Annotated in this window: 18 protein-coding genes; 8 read left to right on the top strand and 10 right to left on the bottom strand. The window is 67.1% G+C overall.

Annotation, left to right across the window (positions count from 1 at the left end):
* Positions 1-19: 19 nt before the first annotated feature.
* Entirely contained in the window at positions 20-400 is a 381-nt protein-coding gene (locus ACFQGD_RS17430; protein ID WP_345403177.1) for a cyclophilin-like fold protein, read from the bottom strand.
* A gap of 218 nt (positions 401-618) precedes the next feature.
* Between ACFQGD_RS17430 and ACFQGD_RS17425 the strand changes: the two genes are divergently transcribed.
* Positions 619-810 (top strand): antitoxin, encoded by a 192-nt coding sequence (locus ACFQGD_RS17425; RefSeq protein ID WP_345403180.1) that lies wholly within the window; start codon positions 619-621, stop codon positions 808-810.
* A gap of 184 nt (positions 811-994) precedes the next feature.
* Here ACFQGD_RS17425 and ACFQGD_RS17420 read toward each other — a convergent pair whose 3' ends face one another.
* Entirely contained in the window at positions 995-1,444 is a 450-nt protein-coding gene (locus tag ACFQGD_RS17420) for a hypothetical protein (protein ID WP_345403183.1), read from the bottom strand.
* Between the two features lie 139 nt (positions 1,445-1,583).
* Entirely contained in the window at positions 1,584-2,390 is an 807-nt protein-coding gene (locus ACFQGD_RS17415; protein WP_345403186.1) for a 3'(2'),5'-bisphosphate nucleotidase CysQ, read from the bottom strand.
* Between the two features lie 178 nt (positions 2,391-2,568).
* On the opposite strand from ACFQGD_RS17415, the gene ACFQGD_RS17410 reads away from it, so the two are divergent.
* Both ACFQGD_RS17410 and ACFQGD_RS17405 read left to right on the top strand, forming a co-directional pair.
* On the top strand, positions 2,569-4,137 hold the full coding sequence (locus ACFQGD_RS17410; RefSeq protein ID WP_345403189.1) for an arylsulfotransferase family protein: 1,569 nt from the start codon (positions 2,569-2,571) through the stop codon (positions 4,135-4,137).
* A gap of 225 nt (positions 4,138-4,362) precedes the next feature.
* A complete protein-coding gene (locus ACFQGD_RS17405; RefSeq protein ID WP_345403192.1) occupies positions 4,363-5,583 on the top strand; it encodes a Cys-Gln thioester bond-forming surface protein in 1,221 nt (406 codons plus the stop codon).
* 228 nt (positions 5,584-5,811) lie between these two features.
* On the opposite strand, the gene ACFQGD_RS17400 is transcribed toward ACFQGD_RS17405, so the two are convergent.
* Together ACFQGD_RS17400 and ACFQGD_RS17395 are read right to left on the bottom strand one after the other, a co-directional pair.
* A complete protein-coding gene (locus ACFQGD_RS17400) occupies positions 5,812-6,090 on the bottom strand; it encodes a hypothetical protein (RefSeq protein ID WP_345403194.1) in 279 nt (92 codons plus the stop codon).
* Between the two features lie 182 nt (positions 6,091-6,272).
* Positions 6,273-8,099: a flavin-containing monooxygenase gene (locus tag ACFQGD_RS17395; RefSeq protein WP_345403197.1), complete on the bottom strand. Its 1,827-nt coding sequence runs from the start codon at positions 8,097-8,099 to the stop codon at positions 6,273-6,275.
* A gap of 120 nt (positions 8,100-8,219) precedes the next feature.
* On the opposite strand from ACFQGD_RS17395, the gene ACFQGD_RS17390 reads away from it, so the two are divergent.
* From ACFQGD_RS17390 to lexA, 3 genes are all read left to right on the top strand, one after another.
* Positions 8,220-9,425: a sigma-54-dependent transcriptional regulator family protein gene (locus ACFQGD_RS17390; protein WP_345403200.1), complete on the top strand. Its 1,206-nt coding sequence runs from the start codon at positions 8,220-8,222 to the stop codon at positions 9,423-9,425.
* Positions 9,426-9,550: 125 nt separating this feature from the next.
* Positions 9,551-10,816: a hypothetical protein gene (locus tag ACFQGD_RS17385; protein ID WP_345403203.1), complete on the top strand. Its 1,266-nt coding sequence runs from the start codon at positions 9,551-9,553 to the stop codon at positions 10,814-10,816.
* A 64-nt stretch (positions 10,817-10,880) separates the two neighbouring features.
* Positions 10,881-11,540 carry a transcriptional repressor LexA gene (gene lexA / locus ACFQGD_RS17380; protein ID WP_345403206.1) on the top strand — a complete coding sequence of 220 codons (660 nt, stop codon included), beginning with the start codon at positions 10,881-10,883 and terminating at the stop codon, positions 11,538-11,540.
* Between the two features lie 47 nt (positions 11,541-11,587).
* On the opposite strand, the gene ACFQGD_RS17375 is transcribed toward lexA, so the two are convergent.
* From ACFQGD_RS17375 to ACFQGD_RS17360, 4 genes are all read right to left on the bottom strand, one after another.
* The gene (locus tag ACFQGD_RS17375; protein ID WP_345403209.1) at positions 11,588-11,854 is read right to left on the bottom strand and encodes a GlsB/YeaQ/YmgE family stress response membrane protein; all 267 of its coding nucleotides are present in this window, start codon (positions 11,852-11,854) and stop codon (positions 11,588-11,590) included.
* A 77-nt stretch (positions 11,855-11,931) separates the two neighbouring features.
* Positions 11,932-12,618, bottom strand: a complete 687-nt coding sequence (locus tag ACFQGD_RS17370) for a hypothetical protein (protein WP_345403212.1) — start codon at positions 12,616-12,618, stop codon at positions 11,932-11,934.
* Between the two features lie 495 nt (positions 12,619-13,113).
* Complete coding sequence (locus ACFQGD_RS17365; RefSeq protein ID WP_345403215.1) at positions 13,114-14,010, bottom strand: hypothetical protein; 897 nt, start codon at positions 14,008-14,010, stop codon at positions 13,114-13,116.
* Positions 14,011-14,130: 120 nt separating this feature from the next.
* Positions 14,131-14,550 (bottom strand): CBS domain-containing protein, encoded by a 420-nt coding sequence (locus ACFQGD_RS17360; RefSeq protein ID WP_345403218.1) that lies wholly within the window; start codon positions 14,548-14,550, stop codon positions 14,131-14,133.
* A 223-nt stretch (positions 14,551-14,773) separates the two neighbouring features.
* Between ACFQGD_RS17360 and ACFQGD_RS17355 the strand changes: the two genes are divergently transcribed.
* Positions 14,774-15,439 carry a DUF488 domain-containing protein gene (locus tag ACFQGD_RS17355; RefSeq protein WP_345403221.1) on the top strand — a complete coding sequence of 222 codons (666 nt, stop codon included), beginning with the start codon at positions 14,774-14,776 and terminating at the stop codon, positions 15,437-15,439.
* Positions 15,440-15,442: 3 nt separating this feature from the next.
* Here the strand turns inward: ACFQGD_RS17355 and ACFQGD_RS17350 are convergent, their stop codons facing one another.
* Positions 15,443-15,895 (bottom strand): hypothetical protein, encoded by a 453-nt coding sequence (locus ACFQGD_RS17350; RefSeq protein ID WP_345403224.1) that lies wholly within the window; start codon positions 15,893-15,895, stop codon positions 15,443-15,445.
* Between the two features lie 105 nt (positions 15,896-16,000).
* Here ACFQGD_RS17350 and ACFQGD_RS17345 point away from each other — a divergent pair, with 105 nt between their 5' ends.
* Positions 16,001-18,382, top strand: a complete 2,382-nt coding sequence (locus ACFQGD_RS17345) for a molybdopterin-containing oxidoreductase family protein (protein ID WP_345403227.1) — start codon at positions 16,001-16,003, stop codon at positions 18,380-18,382.
* Positions 18,383-18,399 lie beyond the last annotated feature (17 nt).

Here is an 18,399-nt window from a genome sequence, read left to right as displayed (position 1 = left end):
GATACTCCCGGTCCTGTCGCTACCCCACCGAATCGGCGCGTGCCACGCGGATAGTGGCGCCCGAGTCAACCGTGTCCAGGGCGCGCGCGTCGCCAGTAAGTTGCCCGAGCACCGTGGCCGGTGACGCGAGTCGGCACTCACCACCACGCGAGACCGGGGTGGGACCATACGGGATAGCCGACGCGCTACCCGGTGGCCAGTAACAGACCGCTCCCGCTTCGACGACGTCCGCCGCGTCCGGCTCCAGTTCGAGATCGATCCCGATGTCGAAGTACACCTCGTCGCCCCAGGTCTGGGCGTCTGATTCGACGGGCAGCGCGTCCCACACCGCTCGCGAGGACGGGGTATCTCGCAATTCCGCGGTCACTTCTCCCGACGGCCATGTGATCTTGATGCGCACGTGCTCACCTCCGGCAGGAACTATCGCACGATGGGATTGGTTCACGCGCGCGGCGGACGAGACCGCAAGCAGGCCGACCCCTATCAAAGTGTGGATCTTGAGACGTTCTGGTCGTCAGTCGTCATAGCGACCGAAACGTCTCAAGATCATGTCGGAATGCGATCCTGATTCCTAGATAATGTCCGCACGACTAGCCAAGGGAGCACGCGGTGGCGTTCATGCGGAGGATCACGGCACTGACCGGCGCGGTAGAGGCCGCGCGTCGCTATGCCAGAAACAACCCGGAGAAGGTGCGCCAGTACACCGAGAAGGCGGGCTCCTTCGTGGACAAGCAGACTAAGGGCAAGTACCACAACAAGATCGACAATGTGGTACGCAAGATCAATAAATCGGCGGACGGCCAGGGCTAGCACTCCTCCTCTGTGCTTTTTTTGCTGGGTGGTTGTGCCTGGAGCGCGAAACGCCACGCGCCATATTGGCGCCCTATGGGTTATGTCATAGTAGATATTTGGTACATACAATTCACCCTGATCCGGAGCGCACGGCTCATCCCCACAAGTCCGCAGTCGTAACGCCCCGGTAAGAAGATGAGGGCTACTCGGGGCGCACAGTCGCGCGATACAGCCGGATCAGCCCGTACCGGATGCCAAGCACCTGCCCGGCCATCAGCCCGGCAAGCACCGCAAGACTCGTGGCGCTGCCAGTTGGGCCATGTACCCAGATGTCCACGATCTGGCTACGGAACACCGCGAACGCGACATAGAAGACAAGGACGACCGCGCCGATCGCATCGACTTTGCCGACTACCTCGCGGGCGAAGACGTCCCACCGCAGCCGTGTCATTCTGCTGGCGAGGACACCGAGTCCACTCCCTGCCAGCACTCCGCCCAGCACGAACCCTAGGGCGGCACCGCCGATCCTGACCGCTTCTAGCCCGGCCGTGACCAGCGCGAGGCCGAAAACCACCAGGTACAGCCGAACCCGCAATCGGATCGAGCGGGAGATGTACCGGCGGGCAGAACGGCGGCTAGCGTCGCGGGTCATAACCTCGGAGTCTCGCACCGATCCGCGTCAGATGTCGGCTCTCACGGCGTCGGTCGCGAACTCGGGCGACGCTCATATCGGGATCACGGCTGGCGGGGTGACGTAACCACACCCCGCGTGACGGCCCAGCGCCGAAACGCTATCCAGCGGCCTCCGCGGGTGCGTCCGCGATCGCGTTCAGCACCTGCTCCGCCACTTCGCTCCGGCACACGACCAGGTCAGGAAGCAGCACCTCCTGCTGGTTGTACTTCAGGGGGCTGCCGTCGATCCGGCTGGTGTGTGCTCCCGCTGCCCTGGCGACGGCGACGGGTGCGGCGGAGTCCCACTCGTACTGACCACCGGCATGGATGTAGGCGTCGGCAGAGCCATCGATCACCGCCATGACCTTGACTCCGGCTGAGCCCATGGGAACCAGTTCCGCGCCCAACGTCTTGGCCACGTCGTGCACCAGCGCGGGTGCGCGCGTGCGGCTCACCGCGATTCGCAACGCCGGCGTCGGCGTCGGCTCTGGCGCCTTGACCGACGCGGTGGAAAAGGTGACATCCCTGGCGGGAAGTGCGACGGCCCCCGCGATCAGCTCACCCTTCGACCACAACGCCACGTGCACCGCCCAGTCATCCCGGGGTGGTTCGGAGAACTCGCGCGTGCCATCCAGGGGGTCGATGATCCACACCCGCTCGGCGTCACGTCGCGTCGCGTCACCGTGGCTCGCGAGGCTCTCCTCGCTCAGCACCGCGTCCTCCGGGCGATGTTCCGCCAACAGGCTCAGCAACAGCTCGTTCGACTCCCGGTCCCCGGCGTTCTTGAGTTCCTTGCCCTCAAGGCCGGACTCGCGCACCTGAAGCAGCAGCCGCCCAGCTTCGGTCGCGGCCCACTCCGCGAAAGCGTGATCATCGGTGGCGACGGCGTCCGGCGCAAGGCCCCGGGTGAATGACGATGCAGGCACTGAATTCCCTCTCTTGGCGGTCATCACGTGGTTCGGACCCTATAGTGCCTGACCCCTGGCCTCACGCCCGCGACGGCCGACTCGGTATCGCGGGACTCGACGGGCGTCGGCGGTCTGGCTAGCATCCAGCGCGTTCGAACGCGCGGCTCGGTCAGCCGCAGGCGAGAGGAAGAACCGGATGTCAGACGACGACGTCAGCCGCCGACGATTCCTGCGGCGAGCGGGTTGGACCACGGCGGCGGTCGTCGCGCCCGCGGCCGCTGGCTATGTCGGCTACAGCTGGCCCCGAACCGACGCCGAGCCCGCCACGGCAGGCACCAACCAGCCATCAGGCACGGATCAGACACCGGATGTCCACCACTTCGTCTCGCGCCCCGACCTCACACCGCCGCGGCTGAGTGTCGCTGACGGCCGGGGCGGCGATGAACTGGCATCGCTCCCCCGCAGCCCCGGCTACCTCACACTGGCACCCAAGGGGTATCCCGACGACGGTCCGGGTCAGCGCGGGTGCATGCTCGCCAACCGCATGGGACAGCCGGTGTGGTTCCTTCCCCGCGAAGGGGAGAACGAGGTCCCGATGGACTTCAAGGTGCAAACCTACCGGGGCGAGCCCGTACTCACGTGGTGGCAGGGCACGGTCCATGAGGGCTACGGCACGGGCAAAGGTGTCATTTACGACAGCTCGTACCGAAAGGTGGCCGAGGTCAACACCGGCGACGACGTCGAGGACGCTGACCTGCACGAGTTTTTACTGACCGACGACGGCACCGCGCTGCTCATGGCCTACCAGCCGCACGCGGTGGACCTGTCGGAACTAGGCGGGCCCACGCGGGGCTGGGCGTTCTCCGGGGTCGTGCAGGAGGTCGACGTCGAGACCGGCAAGGTCGTGTCGCACTGGGACAGCATCGACCACGTCGACCTCACGGAGGCCTACACGGAGCTGGCGGACACGGGCTCGCGGAAGACACCGTTCGACTACTTTCACATCAACGCCATCGACCTCGATGACGACGGCGACTTGCTGATGTCCGCGCGCAATACCTGGGCGATATACAAGATCTCGCGTCGCACGGGTGAGGTGATCTGGCGGCTAGGCGGGAAGAAGTCAGACTTCACGCTCGGTGCCAACGCTGAATTTTACTGGCAGCATGACGCCAGGTGGCTGTCGAAGCGGCGAATGTCGCTGTTCGACAATGCCGCCGCACCGCCGCAAGCGGAACGATCGCGTGGACTGATACTCGACCTCGACACCCAGGCAATGCGTGCTGACGTCGTCCAGGAGTACGTCCACCCCACCAACCTGCTGGCCGACAACCAGGGCAACATGCAGGTGCTTTCCGATCGCAGGGTGATCATCGGCTGGGGTGCCCAGCCGTACGCATCGGAGTACACATCGGACGGTGAGCTGCTACGGGACTGGCGATTCCCCGCGGCCGACCAGACGTACCGGGCGTACTCGTTCGACTGGACCGGCACCCCGGATGACGCACCAGCCGTCGGCGTGACCACCAACCCAGCACGGGGCTTCCTGGTGTACGCGAGCTGGAACGGGGCCACCGACGTCCGTCGTTGGCGAATCCTCGCCGGAGCGAACGCCGACGACCTCACACCCGTGGCGACCATGCCCCGGAGTGGCTTCGAGACCGCGGTGGCCGTCAATGCCGACGGACCGTTCTTCGCCGCCGTCGCCCTCGACAAGAACGGGCGAGTCCTCGGCACATCGGACACTGTCCGGAGCGAGCAGTAACCGACGGCGATACGCCACACGTAGGACCCGTCGACAATCGTCGTCATTATTAGCGTCAGTGCTGTCCAAAAATCACCGTCCGATACTAAAGGTGTAGATCGAACGGAGTAAGAGAATCCCTATCGGGTAGCCGATTCGGGTCGTACTTGGCCTATGTGTATGCTGCGCCCTCACTAGAAAGTGTGATCTTTATCGAAAGCTCCACAGGGGAGGGTTAGGAGACGCATGCGCACGAGATCAGTCCTCACTCGCGCGGGCGCCGTCGTTCTCGGCGCCTCGTTCGCTGTCTTGTCGACCGCCACACCCGCGTCCGCCGATGACGCGTCGGGAACGGTGCTCGGCCCACGTCATGAGACCGCCGGCTATAAGGTGAACGTCGAGAACAAGACCAACCTGCACACCGCTCTGTTCGGGTTGAAGCTGGACGGCGGTAACACGCTTCGCATGTATTGCGTCGAAATCGAGGTCGACCTGCGCCACGGCGAGACGATGGTCGAAACGCCGTGGGACCAATACCCGAATCCGGAGTCCCCTTTCCACGAGAACCGCGGAAAGATCCACTGGGTGCTGCAGAACGGGTATCCGAACGTAGGCATCGAGGCGCTCGAAGCGGCGGTCGGCGCGGACACGCTGCACGACGGTTTGTCCAAGAAGGAGGCCATCACCGCGACCCAGGCCGCGGTCTGGCGGTTCAGTGATGACGAGGGCCTGCAGCGTCCTAACGCGACCCAGGCCGACGACGCCACCGATCAGGACGTCCTCGCGCTGTACGACTACCTGACCAGCGAGGCCAAGGACATCGATGAGCCAACGCCGACACTGGAGGTGGCACCAGAGACGGCGTCCGGTCAGGCTGGCGAGCGAATTGGGCCGTTCACGGTCGCGACGACCGGTGACATCTCCGAACTCACGACCGACCTGCCCGATGGCACCACGCTCACCGACGCGGATGGCAATGAACTATCGAAATCGGACATCACCGATGGTGCCGAGATCTACGTCGACGTCCCCGCGAGCATGTCCGCTGGCAACGGGTCCTTCGAAATCAAGGGGACCGGTCATGTCAACACCGGGCGGCTGTTCGTTGCCGGGAACTACGAGAAGAAGCCGGCCCAGTCGCTGATCGTGGCCCAGTCCGAGGACGTCACCCTCTCCGCCGGTGCCACCGCCACGTGGCAGGCCGCTCCGACGACGACCTCTCCCCCGCAACCGACCACGACCACGACTGCTCCGACGACGACCTCGACCGCTCCCGCACCGTCCACGTCGACGGTGCCTCCGGCCCCGACGACCACTGATACTCCGCCAGCCCCGGTGAGCAACGACGATGATCTGGCCCTGACCGGTGCCTCGATCACGACACCGCTGCTCATCGGCGCCGGGCTCGTCATCGCCGGTGCGGGTGCGTTGATCTTCCAGCGTCGCCGCAAGAACAGCACCAGCTGAGTCGACGCCAACGCTCGACAGCGTGGTGGTGGCCGGACCTTTCGGGTCCGGCCACCACCGATTCGTCCGTGCCGCGACCGTTCAGCACCACCGACCACCGCGCGCGAAGTTGATCACGTCTACTCGCGTCGTTGCGCGAAGATGCCTGGTTCGCACGGTTTCGCGAACAACAGCACGAGTAGACGTGATCAACGACGTCGTGCGGGCCTCGGGCACCGAGTCCACCGCTTACGCCGCGGCGTCGTCCCGCGCTTCGCTGACTAGCCCAAGCATCGCGCGGGCGGCATCACTGAGAGCCGCGGGAACCCGTTCTCCCGTGCGTCCCGATCGCCGCGGGACGACGAGCCGTAGATGAGCAAGCCGACGCGCCGTGCCCTGGTCACAGCACGCCAGACCGTCGATGAACAGGTCGGGTTCGGCACTACAGGTGATCTCCGCGCGGCCGACACCGACGGCGCGCAGCGTGGCACGCTCGCGGTCGTTCAGCTGCACGGACTCGCTGCTCATGGCGGACCTCCTGATTTGCCTGTCGTCCAGTGAAGCCGACTGTGGCGTGGCTCTCACTAGCCCGACGGGACAAATATCCGCGCGTGCGTTGTCCAGAACGACAAAGCCGCTCGCGAGGGACGGCGACCGCACCGAGCTCACCGGAGGCCCATCAAGGCCGACGGCGGACCGCCGCCCGACGGTCAGCTCGTGTGATGCACCTCAGGCAGCCCGTACACCGGTGTCGGAAGGCCCGCGTGACGGGCCTTCAGCTGCAACGCGAGGTACAGCGAGTAGTGCCGCGACTGGTGCAGGTTGCCGCCGTGGAACCACAGTCCCGCCTGCTGGGTCGGCTTCCACATGTTGCGCTGTTCGCCTTCCCACGGCCCGGGGTCCTTGGTCGTGTCCGAGCCAAGGCCCCACACTTTGCCCACCTTGTCGGCGACGTCCTGGCTGATCAGGTCTGCGGCCCAGCCGTTCATCGAGCCGTACCCGGTCGCGTAGACGACCAAGTCAGCGGGCAGCTCGGTCCCGTCGTCCAGCACGACAGCGTCCTCGGTGAGATGGGAAACCTCGCCGTGCGCGAGCTTGACCTCGCCGTCGGCGACCAATTCGGCAGCGCCGACGTCGATGTAGTAGCCGGACGCGCGACGCAGGTATTTCATGAACAGGCCAGAGCCGTCCTCACCCCAGTCGTGCCAGAACCCGGCCCGCTCAAGTCGTTCATAGAAGTCCCTGTCCCGTTCCGCCATCCGCTCGTACAGCGGGATCTGAAACTCGTGCATGATCCGGTACGGCAACGACGCGAAGATCAAGTCAGCCTTCTCGGTGGTCACCCCGGCAGCGACGGCGCGCTCGGAGTACAAGTCGCCGAGCCCGATGTCCATGAGGGTGTCGCTCTTGACGATGTGGGTTGAGCTGCGCTGCACCATCGTGACGTCGGCATCGTGCTCCCAGAGGGCCCCGCAGATGTCGAAGGCGCTGTTGTTACTGCCGATCACAACGCACCGCTTTCCCGCATACGCGTCCGGCCCGGGGTGCGCTGAGGAGTGATGCACGTCGCCTCGGAAGACGTCCTCGCCAGGGACGTCAGGCATGTTGGGTTTGCCGGACATGCCGGTGGCTAGCACCAACTGCTTGGGACGCAGGGTCAGCGGCTGGCCCTCCCGTTCGAGCTGGACTGTCCACTCCCCCGTCTCCTCGGAGTATGACGCCGACCTCACCTCGGTGCTCGACCAGTACGTGATCTCCATGACCTTGACGTACGACTCCAGCCAGTCGGCGATTTTGTCCTTAGGTGAGAAGATCGGCCAGTTGTCCGGGAACGGGATGTAGGGCAGGTGGTCGTACCAGACCGGGTCGTGCAGGCACAGCGACTTGTAGCGGTTCCGCCACTGGTCCCCCGGCCTCGGGTGCTTGTCCACGACCAGGCTGGGCACGCCAAGCTGTCGAAGCCGGGCACCCAGCGCTATGCCGCCCTGGCCGCCGCCGACGACGAGCACGTACGGCTGGGTGGTCACACCCAACGACTCGGCCTCCTGCTGCCGCCGCTCGCGCCACGTCACGCGGTCCTTGAAGGCGCCGTGCTGGACACCTTTGGGACGCGTGGGCCCGCGCGGCTCCTCGTGACCTTTCAGTTCATACATCGTGGTGAGGAACGTCCACGCTTTGGTTTCGCCCGCCTCTTCGACGAGTCGCACGAGGCCCTTTCCTCGGCCAACGGCGGTCTCGAACCGGAACCACGCCGTGACGACGCCGTCGGCCTCCTCCGGAGGCTCGGTGATCGTGAACCCGCTGGGGTCGGTGCGTGCCACCGTCTCGGTGAGCAGATCGGCGACGCCGTCTGGTTGTTCGACGGTGGTGAGGTTCCAGGAGAAGGCGATCAGGTCGCGCCAGTAGCTGGTGGCCGCGAACATCGCGGCCGCGCGGGAAACGTCGCGAGCGCGAAGGGCTTCTTCGAAGCCTTCGAACCAGGCCTCCGCGCGTTCCTGGGCGGACAGGGCTGTCGGAGTAATCAGGGTGTCAGTCATGTGTTTCAGGACACACCCGCGCGCGAGCGAGCCGAAGCGTTGCGGCGTGTTGCATCGCGATGGCCGTGGCGCCCCTCACACGCTCCCGCTTATCCTGAGGGGAACGTTCGCGGAGGCGAGATGACGACGGCGGTTTTCGGTGCGGTCGCACCTGGCACGGATCTGTCGACCCATGCGCGCGAGCTGCAACGGATCCACGACGCGGTGCTCGGTGGTGCCCGCCCACCGACGCGGCCACGTGCGCTGGTAGCCCGGTCCTGGTCGCGGATGATGGCGATGGGCCTTGACCCCGACCGCAATGCCCGCGAGCACCTGCCCGCGGCCGAGATCGAGCGACTGCGCCACGAGTCACCGTTGAGCCAGGTGATCGACGAGCTGCGCACCGTGCTCACCAGCGTGGCCGACGCCTCCCAGTTCCTCATGGTCGTCTGTGACGCAGAAGGCATCGTGCTGTGGCGGGAGGGCTCCGCTCGGGTACGCATCGTCGCCGACCAGCTCGGTTTCGTCGAGGGCGCTCGGTGGACCGAGCAGGTGGTCGGCACCAACGCGATCGGCACCGCGCTCACCGAGCACGCCCCGGTCGAACTGTTCTCCGCTGAGCACTTCGAGCACACGCAGCATCCGTGGTACTGCACCGCGGCACCGGTCCACGATCCCCGCAGCGGGGACCTGCTCGGCGTCGTCGACGTGAGTGGACCAGCCCTGACGCTGCATCCCGCGATCGGTTCATTGGTACGAAGCGCGGTCCGGCTGGCGGAGGCGAGGCTGTGGCGACTGCACCAAGATCAGCTCGACCGGCTGCGTCGGGAGACCGAACCACTGCTGGGCACGCGGCCGGGGCCGCTGCTCGTGGTCGACGACCATGGCTGGGTCGCCCACCACTCCGGCATCGCCGCCAAGGACCGGATCGAAGTCCCGCGTGCGAATCGTGCCCTCGCCGTGCCGGGGATGGGCCTCTGCCTGCCGGAACGCATCACCGACGGATGGCTGATACGTCCGCGCGACCAGCAGGGGGCGATCACCGCCCGGCTTGACCTCACCGGCGAACCCGTGCTGGAAGTTCGCTCCGACGAAGCAGGCTGGCGGACGTCGCTTACCCCGAGACACGCGCAGCTCCTGCGCGCGCTGAGCGAGGCAGGCTCCGATGGGCTGTCGGCAGGGTGGCTGAGTACCCTGCTCTACGGCGACGCCGAGCACGCGGTGACCGTCCGTGCCGAAGTCTCTCGGTTGCGACGTGTCGTCGGTGCCCTGATCACGCCGAATCCGTACCGGCTGGCCGACGGGGTCACCCTCACGGTCAGCGAGCCCGACTCGCCCCAGCCGTGACCGAGGCGGTCCTCGCCCTCGATCGCGCTCTCCTGCTCGGGTTCGACCTGACCTCGTCGGGCGCTGTACCACGATGGCGCTATCGTTCCCGGTGACCACGCGAAACCTAGAGACAGAGGTAAGGGTTGACCGAGGACACAACCGCTGGCCGCCGCTACCCGACGGTGTATCTGCACATCGGCACACCCAAGTCGGGCACCACGTTCCTGCAGGGAGTGCTCGGACACAATCGGGAACGCCTCGCGGAGCAGGGTGTGCTGTGGCCTGGACGCACGTGGGGCGACCAGGTCCATGCGGTGCGCGATCTCGCCAACATCACCCCTACCGACCATCGGCGCGCGGAGACGGCCGGGGCGTGGCAGCGCCTCGTCGACGAGATCCACGCCTGGGACGGTCACAGCGCCGTCGTGTCAATGGAATGGCTGGTCGACGCCAAACCACGGCACATTCGGCGTGCGATCGACAGCCTCGCTCCCGCCGACGTCCACGTCATCCTCTCCGGCCGAGATCTCGCGCGCAACATCCCCGCCAGCTGGCAAGAGGACATGCGCAACTGGTTCACCTATACCTGGGAGGACTATCTCGCCGCCGTGACCGCTCCGGAGTCCGCCACCCTCGAGGTCGCGACACGGTTCTGGCGCCAGCAAGACCTCGGCGCCATTCTGCGCAGGTGGGGCAAGGCCGTCCCGGCTGAGCGGATGCACGTCCTCACCGTCCCGCCGCCGGGAACGGACCCAAAGCTGCTGTGGCAGCGCTTCGCCGCGGTACTCGGAATTGACCCGAGTGAGTACGACATCCCACCGAAGGGCCGCAACCTCTCGCTGGGGATGGTGTCGGCCGAACTAATGCGGCGCGTCAACTCCGTCGCACGCGAACGTGGCCTGCGGTGGAAACCCAGCGAACGGCTGCTCAAACAAGTGCTCGGCAAGCGCGTCCTGACCCGACGCGGCGACCGCGAGCCCTCACTGACGCTGCCAGCCGATCTTTACCCGTGGGTCATCGAGCAGAGCAAACGCATCGCCGACGACGTCACCCACAGCGGCGTGCACGTCTGGGGCGAACTCACCGAGCTCATCCCGGACCCGGCCACCGCGCGCGATACCACGACTCCCAGCGCGATCAGCGACCGCGAGCTACTCGAGGCGGCGATTGACGGAATCGTAGGCCTTGTCGCCGCGGTCAACCGTATGCAGCGGAACGGGACGCTGAACCCGACAGAGACTGATCCCAGCTCGACGCGACCTTCCGCGCCAACCGGCCGGCTGAAAGACTTTGTGACCGCCGCGGCGCGGCGACTGCGCCATAGTGACGCGCTGCGTCGCGCCAGGCACACCGCACGCCGCGGTGCGACACTCGCTCGCCGCGGGAGGATGCGGTCACGGTCGCGGTAAGCCGCTCACGGTCCGCGAGGTGGCACTCGATCGAGAACAGCCGACGTGTCCTACGATTTCGCAGGTGACCTACTACGATGATCTTGACCCGTTCGAGCACATGGACACCTCCACCTTGCCACCGCGCCAACAGCGCATCCTGCTCGCTATCCGGGACTGGGTCGTGCGCTACGGGTACTCGCCGAGCACGCGCCAGATCGGCGACGTCGTCGGCCTTCGGTCATCGTCGTCGGTGTCGAAACACCTGGCGAGCCTTGAGGAGAAGGGGTTCCTGCGGCGCAGCGCCACGATGTCCCGGCCGATTGACGTACGTGACTTCCTGCGCGACCCCTCACCACGCGAATCCAGCGACTCGGTCAGCGTCCCCGTTGTCGGCGATATCGCCGCGGGCGCTCCCATCACGGCCGAGGAGCACGCCGACGACATGCTGACGCTGCCCCGTGGCCTCACCGGCCGAGGCACGGTGTTTGGGCTACGGGTACGCGGCGATTCGATGATCGACGCCGCGATTTGCGATGGCGACATCGTCGTGGTTCGGCAGCAGACCGAGGCGCACTCCGGACAGATCGTCGCCGCGATGCTCGACGACGAGGCCACCGTCAAGGTGTATCGCCGCCGCAACGGGCACGTCTATCTGGAGCCGAGGAACCCCGACTACGACGTCATCGACGGTGACGAGGCCGTCGTGATTGGCATCGTCGTCTCGGTACTCCGCAACATCTAGGTATTGGGCTTCCTGACGCCCTGCCTACCTCTCGCGACGCCGCTTCGTCAGTCTCTCGTTCGGACCCCGAAGATCAACCGATACACGACGAGCAGAATCAGCGCGCCAAGTATCGCCAGTCCCCAGGTGCGGGCATCGAAGAACGTGCCGAGATCGACGTCGAAGAGCGTCCGTCCGACCCAACCGCCAAGGAACGCGCCCGCCACGCCAATCAGCATGGTGATGATGCACCCGCCTGGATCCTTGCCTGGCATCAACAGCTTGGCGATCGCGCCGGCGACGAGCCCGAGAACGATCCAACCGAGTATCCCCATCTGAACCTCCAGTAGTGCGCGGTGGCGGCACCGGACATCGCTACGACGCCGCCACCGCGCTGCCCACGGTGTCTCCGCTAAGCAGCGAGGAGATCGATCACCTTGGCGATGTCGTCGTTGACCTTGGTGAAACCGCCCTCCACCTTGCTCTCCATGCGGTCGAAGCGCTCTTCGAGGCCATCCATGTGTCCCTCGAGGGTGCCCATGCGGTTTTCGAGGGCACCCATGTGCTGGTCCAGGCCGTCCATGCGCCCGTCGAGACCGTCCATACGCCCTTCCAGGGCACCCATGTGCTGGTCCAGGACACCCATGTGCTGATCCAGACCGTCCATGCGCCCGTCGAGACCGTCCATACGCCCTTCCAGGGCACCCATGTGCTGATCCAGGCCATCTATGCGCCCGTCGAGACCGTCCATGCGCCCGTCGAGGCCATCTATGCGCCCGTCGAGACCGTCCATGCGCCCGTCGAGGCCATCTATGCGCCCTTCCAGGGCGCCCATGTGCTGATCCAGACCGTCCATGCGGTTCTCAAGACAATCCATGCGGTTGTCCAGGCGGCCGAGGCACTCGCCGTGTTCGATCTGGGTCTCGCGGAGCGCGTTAAGCAGTTTCGTCTGAGCTCGGAGCTGATCCTGCATCGTGGACACATCCCAGTCGGCGCCCCCGGCGAGGACACGGGCTGCCGCCGCGTCCGCTGTGACGGCGCGCATCTTCTTCTCGAGCGCCGTCACTCGGGATTCGAGGTCGTTGGATTCTGCGGGCATAGCTATCCTAACTGTCGTGCCGCCTCGTGCGGCAATGAACGGGATCTGCAGCGCCCGCAGCGGAGCAGGGTCCGGCGAACGCCGAAATGACTCCTGCGAAGCTCGCCTACGCGAACCTCCACTACGAAAAGGACGACCGACGGATCGGCCGTACCGAGGACACTACTCTCTCGAACACCAGTTCGCTAATGCGGTCGGAGGCCCCTGAGCAGGCAGAACCGCCTACACGGCACGGTGAGGCTGGGTACGTCGGCTTATCCCGGAGCGGAAACCACTCGAACAGGCGACGACCCGCGACAGCAACGACTGGGCGCGACACCTTCTTTGTTACGGGCTCGCCGAGCCTTACGCCTGCGTTGCCGATTATCGCCTTCCATTTCCTTCGCCATGTCCCCGGATTTCCCGGTGGCGCCCGGTCCTAACCGACCGTGCCGCTGCCCGCTCACGAAGCCGGGTCGCAGCCGCGATCTCCCGCGTATCGGTCGTGTCGGGCGTCTATGCGGACGCCACCACCGTGCGCGGGGTGAGCCGTCCCTTCTCCGGCTTCCTGCTGATCGCGCCAGCCGACGCAGCTGACTGCAGCACCCGCAGGGCCTCCGCCGGGCGATAGATCGTCCGCAGCAACGTGTGTTCCTGCAAGTCAGCGACACCGCACGAGCCACGCCGCGCCAGTTCGGCCAACAGCATCCGGCGCAGCGGTGTCAGTTGCGGCGTCAGCGAGATGTCCACCAGCGCGCCCTCGTCGTCGCCGGGATCCCGGTAGCGCACGCCCGCGAACTCGTCGACGGCCCATAGCTCGTCCTTGAACGTCGCGAGATGCTTGCGTGCGCTGGTCGCGAACATCAGCAACTGCCCGTGATCCTCGTTATCCACCAGCTCGACGGCGACCACATAGGACAGTCCCGCCGAACGCAACCGAGCCCGGTGCTCGTCCACCTTCCCCGCCGTAGCGGGCGGCACCGTCAGCAAAACCTCACGCGCCTTCGCTCGTGCCAGCTCGTCAGCGAGGCGCCATGTCGCTTCCTCATCAAGCACGCTCTCCCCCACGACGTCCAAATGCGCCAGCGCGGGTCCTTCTACCACGAGCGAGTCCGGCTCCGAGACACTATGGACCGCGACCCCTGGCGGCTCTCCCAGTTCCCGCAACACCGGCGCCAACGTCTCCGCGGGCGCGCCGAGCAGCACGACGTCTAACTGATGTCCGCTGAGTCGATCCGCGAACTCCCCGAAGACGCGCAGCGCGTCCGCGGCGGGACCGCCAAGCGCCGACTCGATGTAGGTCGCGTTGCGGTGCGACCGCGTCACCGCGGCCGTCCAGGCGTCGAGATACCGCACCAGCAGCTCGCGCTTCACTGTGGCGTGCGGATCCCGGCGCTCTGCCTGTCCGGCCATACTCCGGTTGTACCGCGCTCGCGCGCACAGCACCATGGCTCGGGCTGGGTCATCGCGAAGTCACGCGAGCAGCCGTCGGACCAAACACCGCGCCGCGCGCCGACCGGTCACCCGCGCTCGTTACGCGTTCGCGGGTGCCGCGCTGATGTCGGCGAGTGCCGAGCGCGGGTCCTTCTCCACCGCCGCGTCACCGATCGACAACATCCCGACGGGCCTGCTGTCCTCGACTACCGCGATCCGCCGGATCGCGTGCTCCCGCATGCGGGCGATGGCGTCGTCCGCGTCTTCGTCTGGACGAACGGTGATCAACTGCCTGCTGCAAATGTCGCCGAGCCGGTGGCCGCTCAGATCCTCGGTGGCGGCGAGTGCGCGCACGACGATGTCCCTGTCGGTCACGATCCCGCACAACGTGCCGTTCTCGGTGACCAACACGTCTCCGATGTCGGCTTCGCGCATCTTCTTGGCCGCCTCGTGAACGGACGTGCGCGCGTCCATCTCCACCGGAGCGCTCGCCATCAGCTCACGTACGCGTTGCGCCATTGCTCTTCATCCTCCTGACAACATCGACGCGGTTGCCTGTCGCCCAAGGCATACCCAACGCCCACGCCGCCAAACCGCACGCGGGCGCCACGACGTGTAACGGCGTCGCCGCTGGGTAGCCCGTGCACATGGCACTGAACGAGTACCAGAGGAAGCGGCGGTTCTCGCGTTCCCCGAGCCATCCGGCACGACGAAGCGTCGGCATGCCGGCCCGGTGTTCCTGGTGCAGAAGCACGACGCGAGCAGGATGCACTATGACTTCCAGGATGCCCACGCCGACGCACGCCGTAATCCAGTGTCCAGCCAGCCCGAGTCCGCTTTGACCGGCCGTGACCTTCGGGAAGTCGCGCGCGTGCTCACCGTTGGTCACGGCACCGCCGATGCCGCCGAGCTCTCCCGGCTCCTGCGGTCGGCCGAGGTGCGTCGTCTGATCGATGTCCGCACCGCCCCGGGAAGCAGGCACAACCCCGACGCCAACCGAGACGCGATGGCGCGCTGGTTGCCGGACGCGGGCATCGCCTACCGCTGGGACAAGCGCCTCGGCGGCTGGCGACCGCACCACCCGGACAGCCCGGACACGGCACTGCGTAACGCGTCGTTCAGCGGCTACGCCGCCCACATGCGCACGCCGGAGTTCCTGGCCGCCATCGACGACCTGCTTGCCGACGCCGAGCAGGATCTGACGACGGTGATGTGCGCGGAGTCCGTGTGGTGGCGCTGCCACCGCAAGCTGATCGCGGATTTCCTGCTGCTCGCGCGCGGCGTCGACGTCGAACACCTCATGCCGGGCGGCGCGCTGCGCCCGCATCGCCCGACCCCGGAGGCGCGACTGGTGCGCCGCGACGAGGTGCTGGTCTATGACGCAGGGCAGGATCGGCTCAGCCGATGAGCGTCAGGTGCGCTGGATGGCCTCGTAGCTGGTGTTCGTGCCGAGCACGTACACCAGGTGGTGCGCGAGGTCGCTCGCGACCATCTCGCCGCTCCACTCGGTGATCGGCTGGCTCACCTTCAACGCGGGCAGCATGACCTGCTCTCCGCCCCATACCAGGCCGAAGAACAGCGCCGCGGCCTTCGCGCCCCGCACGCCGGTGGCGGCGAGCAGCCCGCGCAGCGCGCCGAGGCCCGCTCCGTAGCCCCAATGCACGAGGTTCGTCAGCCGCGTCTTCTCGGTCTCGCCGAGCGTCTCGACACCGAGGAGCGTGCACAACGCCGCGGCGGGTGTGGTGCTCGTCTGGCCGCCACGTAGCTTCATTTCCGCTGTGCTGGACGCGGTCATCGCGGCGGTCCCGCCGAGTCCCGCGAAGATGCCCTTGCCGACCTCGCTCGCTATCCGTCGCAACACCATGGCCAGCGGCTACCCGCGCCCGCTCGGGCGAAAACCGGCGCTCACCGACGTACCTCACACGGGTGGCTACCAGTAACGCATCCCAATCCCGCCCGACTAACCGGTATGACGGCCACACGGCCCCAGCCAGAGGCGCCTGCCACATCGGCGGCCACGCGAGTCGCGACGTTCTGCCCGCTGTGCGTGTCCCGCTGCGGAGCGACGGCGACCGTCACCGACGGCGTATTCACCGCACTCGATCCCGACCCGTCGCACCCCACCGGCCAGGCGCTGTGCATCAAGGGCAAGGCCGCGCCAGAAATCGTGGCGCACCCCGATCGGCTGCTGCACCCGCTGAAGCGCACCGCCCCGAAAGGCGCGGCTGATCCCGGCTGGCAGCGCATCGGCTGGGACGAGGCACTGGACACCATCACGGAACGGCTGCTGGCGCTGGCCCGCGAGCACGGTCCCGAGTCGGTCGTGTTCGGTTCCGCATCGCCATCGACGTCGGCGATGTCCGACTCGGTCGACTGGGTGATGCGGCTGCGGCGCGCGTTCGGCAGCCCGAACATGCTCGCCTACATGGAGCTGTGCGGGTGGGGGCGTTACCTGGCCTCGCTCTACACCTTCGGCGACTCGGTCCCCGGCGAGCAGCCGCCCGACATCGACAACGCCGGATGCCTGCTGTTCTGGGGCTACAACCCGTCCGTGTCCCGGCTGGCGCACGCCACCAGCACCACGGCTGCGCTGCGACGCGGCGCGCGGCTCGTCGTCGTGGACCCTCGGCGGGCAGGGCTGGCGAGCAAGGCGCACCACTGGCTGCGGGTCCGGCCCGGCACCGACGCCGCCCTCGCGCTCGCACTGACCCACGTGATGATCGAGCGCGGCTGGTACGACGTCGACTTCGTGCGCCGCTGGACCAACGCGCCGCTGCTGGTACGCACCGACACCGGACGGCTGCTCCGCGACGAAGGACGTTACGTCGCCTGGGAGGAGGCGTCTGGAGCGCCGGTCGCCTACGACCCCGCGCGGGGCTACGCCGTCGACGAGGCCCGGCTCTCGCTGTCCGGAACCTACGACGTGGGCGGCGTCCCCTGCCGCCCGGCGTTCGACCTGGTCACCGAGCAGTGCCGCGGCATGGCCCCGGACGTCGCGGCCGACATCACCGGCGTGCCCGCCGCCGACATCGAGGCCACCGCCCGCACCCTGTGGGAGTCTCGCCCGGTCGCGTTCTACGCCTGGAGCGGGCTGGAACAGCACAGCAACGCGACCCAGACCATCCGCGCCGTCAACCAGCTCTACGCCCTCACCGGGGACTTCGACGCGTCTGGCGGGAACGTGAAGTTCGCCGCCGTGCCGAGCAACCGCATCGACGGCAGGGGCACGCTCGCGCCGGACCAGCTCGCCAAGGCCATCGGCGTCCAGGAACGGCCGCTTGGCCCGGCGCGATTCGAGTTCGTCACCGGCGAGGACTTCTACACCGCCACACTCGACGCCCGCCCGTACCGCGCGCGGGCGCTGGTGAACTTCGGCGCGAACCTCGTGATGGCGCACGGCGACAGCACACGCGGGCGGGACGCGCTGGCCGCACTGGACTTCATGGTGCACGCCGACCTGTTCCTCAACCCGACCGCCGATCAGGCCGACATCGTGCTGCCGGTGACGAGCGCGTTCGAGAACGAGGCACTCGCCATCGGCTTCCAGGTCAACCAGGAGGCGCAGTCGCTGGTGCAGTTGCGGCGTCCCGTCGCGTCGCCGCGTGGCGAGTCGCGTTCGGACATACGCATCGTGTTCGACCTGGCTGTACGCCTGGGGCTGGGTAAGCAGTTCTGGGACGGCGACGTCGATGCCGGACTGGGGCATCAGCTCGCGCCCAGCGGCATCACGCTGGATCAGCTCCGCGCCGACCCCGCCGGAGTCCGCGTGCCGCTCACCACGCGGCACCGTAAGTACGCCGAACTTGACGACGACAGCGTGCCACGCGGGTTCGCCACGCCGTCTCGGAAGGTCGAGCTGTTCTCGGAGACGTTCGCGGACCACGGCTACGCGCCGGTCGCGGAGTTCATCGAGCCCGGCACCAGTCCCCGCTCGCGACCGGATCTGACCGAGAAGTTCCCGCTGGTCCTGACGTGCGCGAAGTCGTTGTGGTTCTGCGAAACGCAACATCGCAACATCGCGAGCCTGCGCGGCAAGATGCCCGACCCGCAGGTCGAGCTGCATCCCGACACCGCGCGGGAACGCGGTATCGCGGCGGGTGACTGGGTACGGCTGGACACGCCGCACGGCAGCGTGCGCGCCCGCGCGAAGTTGTCCACCAACCTCGACCCGAACGTCGTCAGCGGCCAGCATGGCTGGTGGCAGGCCTGCCCGGACCTCGACCTGCCCGGTTATCCGGTCACCGGACCCGGCAGCGCGAACCTCAACGCCGTATTGCGCCAGACGCCGAGCGACCCAATCAGCGGCAGCTCACCGCTACGCGCGTCGGTGTGCGACGTCGCACCGCTCTAGCCACCGCGCCACCGCGC

Source organism: Haloechinothrix salitolerans (assembly GCF_042662605.1).
GTDB lineage: Bacteria > Actinomycetota > Actinomycetes > Mycobacteriales > Pseudonocardiaceae > Haloechinothrix_A > Haloechinothrix_A salitolerans.
This window is presented reverse-complemented; position numbering and strand designations above follow the sequence as displayed.

Coding starts and splice junctions, on each gene's coding strand:
- ACFQGD_RS17425 (WP_345403180.1), top strand. CDS start 619: ATGCGGAGGATCACGGCACTGACCGGCGCGGTAGAGGCCGCGCGTCGC.
- ACFQGD_RS17420 (WP_345403183.1), bottom strand. CDS start 1,444: ATGACCCGCGACGCTAGCCGCCGTTCTGCCCGCCGGTACATCTCCCGC.
- ACFQGD_RS17410 (WP_345403189.1), top strand. CDS start 2,569: ATGTCAGACGACGACGTCAGCCGCCGACGATTCCTGCGGCGAGCGGGT.
- ACFQGD_RS17405 (WP_345403192.1), top strand. CDS start 4,363: ATGCGCACGAGATCAGTCCTCACTCGCGCGGGCGCCGTCGTTCTCGGC.
- ACFQGD_RS17400 (WP_345403194.1), bottom strand. CDS start 6,090: ATGAGCAGCGAGTCCGTGCAGCTGAACGACCGCGAGCGTGCCACGCTG.
- ACFQGD_RS17395 (WP_345403197.1), bottom strand. CDS start 8,099: ATGACTGACACCCTGATTACTCCGACAGCCCTGTCCGCCCAGGAACGC.
- ACFQGD_RS17390 (WP_345403200.1), top strand. CDS start 8,220: ATGACGACGGCGGTTTTCGGTGCGGTCGCACCTGGCACGGATCTGTCG.
- ACFQGD_RS17375 (WP_345403209.1), bottom strand. CDS start 11,854: ATGGGGATACTCGGTTGGATCGTTCTCGGGCTCGTCGCCGGCGCGATC.
- ACFQGD_RS17370 (WP_345403212.1), bottom strand. CDS start 12,618: ATGCCCGCAGAATCCAACGACCTCGAATCCCGAGTGACGGCGCTCGAG.
- ACFQGD_RS17365 (WP_345403215.1), bottom strand. CDS start 14,010: ATGGCCGGACAGGCAGAGCGCCGGGATCCGCACGCCACAGTGAAGCGC.
- ACFQGD_RS17360 (WP_345403218.1), bottom strand. CDS start 14,550: ATGGCGCAACGCGTACGTGAGCTGATGGCGAGCGCTCCGGTGGAGATG.
- ACFQGD_RS17350 (WP_345403224.1), bottom strand. CDS start 15,895: ATGGTGTTGCGACGGATAGCGAGCGAGGTCGGCAAGGGCATCTTCGCG.
- ACFQGD_RS17345 (WP_345403227.1), top strand. CDS start 16,001: ATGACGGCCACACGGCCCCAGCCAGAGGCGCCTGCCACATCGGCGGCC.